The organism is Bacillus sp. S4 (assembly GCF_040838205.1).
Lineage (GTDB): Bacteria > Bacillota > Bacilli > Bacillales > Bacillaceae_G > Bacillus_A > Bacillus_A cereus_U.
On the sequence record NZ_JBFPJI010000353.1, the window covers coordinates 1 to 3199 of the forward strand.

A 3199-nucleotide genomic window follows, 5' to 3' on the forward strand; every position below is an offset into this window, starting at 1 on the left:
TATTTACATCTTTAAATTCGAAAGCACTAATATTTGGTTTATCATTTTCACTTATTTAGGGGTTACGTGGATCCTAAGGACATGGATGGAATGGAAGTATGATAGAGAATCAAAAGAATATATATTTTCGATAATTGGATTATTTGCATTTATTTTGATGACTTCGATGCTATTTTACTTCGTTCCACCTGCTGCATAACGATATAATTATTGATGTAAGAAGTATAAGGGGATGGATTAGGTTGGATTTAAACGTGATTTTAGAATGGATTCATGAAAAATGTGAAGAGCAATCACTTATAATAATAGGTATCGATGGTACGATTAATGAGATAACTAATTGATAAGCAACCATTTATCTATGTGTAAATGGTTGCTTATCATGTGTATGAAGTTTGGCCCTCGTAATTTAATCATTGATTTTAGTCAATATGGATTTAATGAAATTTGTTTTATCTTCTGCATACTTATGTTTATCATTAGGATTAGCTTTTGAAAGTTGAATCTTTAACTGTTCATACTGCATACGAGAAGTTTTATTGTCTATTAAGTAATCTCTGAATTTTAATTGTTCCATTAAATATTTATTCCCTTGTTCATACATATGAATTTGATGAGTTCTTGGCTCACCTTTATTGAAATAATACCTTTCGGGTAATACATCTTTTCTATATTTATAATTTAATTGTTCTAGGTTTGTAATACATTTTAGATCACTTTTGAAATCTCTTAATTCAATCGCAATATCAATAATAGGTTTTGCGCTTAAATGCGGGATGGAAGTACTTCCAATATGGTGTATCGCTAAAATATATTTTCCAATTTGTTCCTCAATTAATTGTTTTTCTTTTGAAAACTCAAATTCCCACTCTTCGGACCACGGAACTAAAAACACTTTACCATAGGGTAAACCTAGCATTTAATTAGCACCCCTTACATATTTTTTCAATAAAGTTACTTACATCTTCTTAAAACTCCTCAAAACAAGAAACTCCCACAATCTCCATGGAAGAATTTTCTTCGCAAAGATCATAAATTTGACACCTTTTCCAATTGGATATCTTAATGTAGTACGTTTCGCTTCGGCAATTTCAACGATTTTATTGGCAACATCTATCGGATTACCAAATGTATTGCTGCCACTATTAATATGTTTTTGTATTTTATCCATATATTCTTTGTAAGGAGAGGTTGTATCAGATTGGTTTTCAGCTAATTGTTTACCAACTTCCCATATGTTCGTGTTATAAGAACCAGGTTCAAGTAAGGCAACGTCTATTCCGAAAGGTTTTACTTCTAAGCGAAGCGATTCACTCCAGCCTTCTAATGCATATTTTGAAGATACATAAGGGGATAAACCAGGAAATCCAACTTGGCCACTAATACTGCTTATATTAATGATTTTTCCACTTTTCTGCTTTCTCATATATGGTAAGACAAGTTGAGTGATTGAAATAGCTCCAAAAAGGTTCGTTTCAAATTGTTTACGGTATTCCTCTACTGGAATTTCTTCTACAAAGCCTCCAGTTGCATATCCTGCATTATTAATGAGAAGGTCTACTCTATTCATGTCTTTTAAAAATAATTGAAAGTTATGTATAGAACTTTGATCTGTTACATCTAATTGTTGAACTTTTATGTTTTGCTGTAAGTTGAGTTTAGCAGCTTGAGATAGTAAGTTTACTTGCTTTTCAAGGTTTCTCATTGTAGCGATAACTAAATAATCTTTTTTTGCAAGTTCAAGTGTAGTTAATAGTCCGAATCCACTTGATGCACCTGTAATAACCGCAATTTTTTTATTCATTGTCAGCTCGCTTTCTTTTTCTTTTATCATAACGAGTATTAAGGAGAAAATCTATTAATCTTACATATTGTTTTTATACAAGTAATAGCAATTAGTAGTATTTCTGTATTCTTCGAGGTGGTTTATAGATTAGGTGCTTTAAGTTTCTTTAAGTACCTAAGTATGGGAATGGGGATAAAAAGAGGGAATCGCACAGACTTAGCGTATATAGAAAAGTGAGTATTGCATTCATGATGATGAAATTAAGTTTTTAAAATGGGGGGGAAGCAAAGTGTTCCATGTTAAAGATGTTTTAGCAGATCAGTTATTAGCAAATGCGAATGATCCTAGTTGGTATATTCCGTTTTCAGATGCAGTTAAGGATTTATCTGAGAGAGAAGCTTTCTGGAAACCGAATGAAGAGAGTAATAGTATAGCTGAAATTGTACAACATTTACTGTATTGGAACTCGACGTGGCAAACAAGGTATAAAGAATCAAATGTTAATGCCGTGCCCGCTATTGGTGATAATAACAAAAGTTTTATGCTATCAGATAATCAAACATTTGAAGAATTAAGAGAAAAACTCCTAGAGAAACTGTTACAATGGCAAAATCTCATAAATGAAGACAAAGTTGAAAGTGATGTAGTTGGATTTCCTGTATCTGCGAAGTGGTGGGAAGTACTAGCTAATGTAACGACTCATAATGCGTATCATATTGGTCAAATTATTTACATCCGGAAATTGCAGAAGAGTTTTGATAGTGAATAATGTCATGATTCTCTAATTTATCTGAAGCAATCCATGAAGCATTATTGCATGCGTGAAGGTAGAAAGACCAGTCTAAAATGACTGGTCTTTCTACTATCTAATAATATTTAAGTAGCAATTTGTGTGAAACTATATAAAAATGTAGTTCCAACTATTCAATTGAAATGCCCTGTTACTATTTGATTTCAATTGCTGAAGTAATATCGTTCCAATCCGCAGCTAAATTAGCAGTTTGACCATACCAATCAGAGTGTCTAAAGGAGACACCTTTTCCATATCCTTGAGTTGAAGAATGTTCCCATAGCGTTGTTGAATAACTTGCAGAAGGTGAAGCTGTACTTACAGAAGAAATTCTGTCGTTCCAGCTAGAAGGTAGGTTTTTAAAGCCGCTGCTCCAATAAATATACTGTCCACCTTTATTTTGATGCTCATAAAAATCGGTACTACCAGCACCACTACCTAAGGGGTTAATTTGATTTTTAAGTGCCTTTTTATCCTTTTCAATAAAAGCATTCAATGTTTCTCTGCTAGTAAAGCCATAAGCTAACCAATCTCCATTTTCATTTTGCTTAGGTAGTACCATAGTAATTTGGATGTCTTTTTTTGATTGATCGCTTAGTTTTGTGAATGAATTAACATTCTTT

The 3199-nt window shown here is 32.5% G+C and carries 5 protein-coding genes; 2 read left to right on the forward strand and 3 right to left on the reverse strand.

The window, feature by feature from the left end:
- On the forward strand, positions 1-199 hold a 199-nt coding region (locus AB3X48_RS19910), incomplete at its 5' end, for a DUF4181 domain-containing protein (protein WP_367959844.1).
- Positions 200-409: 210 nt separating this feature from the next.
- Here AB3X48_RS19910 and AB3X48_RS19915 read toward each other — a convergent pair.
- Complete coding sequence (locus tag AB3X48_RS19915; RefSeq protein WP_367959845.1) at positions 410-919, reverse strand: GrpB family protein; 510 nt, start codon at positions 917-919, stop codon at positions 410-412.
- Positions 920-958: 39 nt separating this feature from the next.
- Positions 959-1804: an oxidoreductase gene (locus AB3X48_RS19920; protein WP_367959846.1), complete on the reverse strand. Its 846-nt coding sequence runs from the start codon at positions 1802-1804 to the stop codon at positions 959-961.
- 271 nt (positions 1805-2075) lie between these two features.
- Here AB3X48_RS19920 and AB3X48_RS19925 point away from each other — a divergent pair, with 271 nt between their 5' ends.
- On the forward strand, positions 2076-2555 hold the full coding sequence (locus tag AB3X48_RS19925) for a DinB family protein (protein ID WP_367959847.1): 480 nt from the start codon (positions 2076-2078) through the stop codon (positions 2553-2555).
- 175 nt (positions 2556-2730) lie between these two features.
- On the opposite strand, the gene AB3X48_RS19930 is transcribed toward AB3X48_RS19925, so the two are convergent.
- Positions 2731-3199: hypothetical protein (locus tag AB3X48_RS19930; protein WP_367959848.1), on the reverse strand; the 469-nt coding region annotated here is incomplete at its 5' end.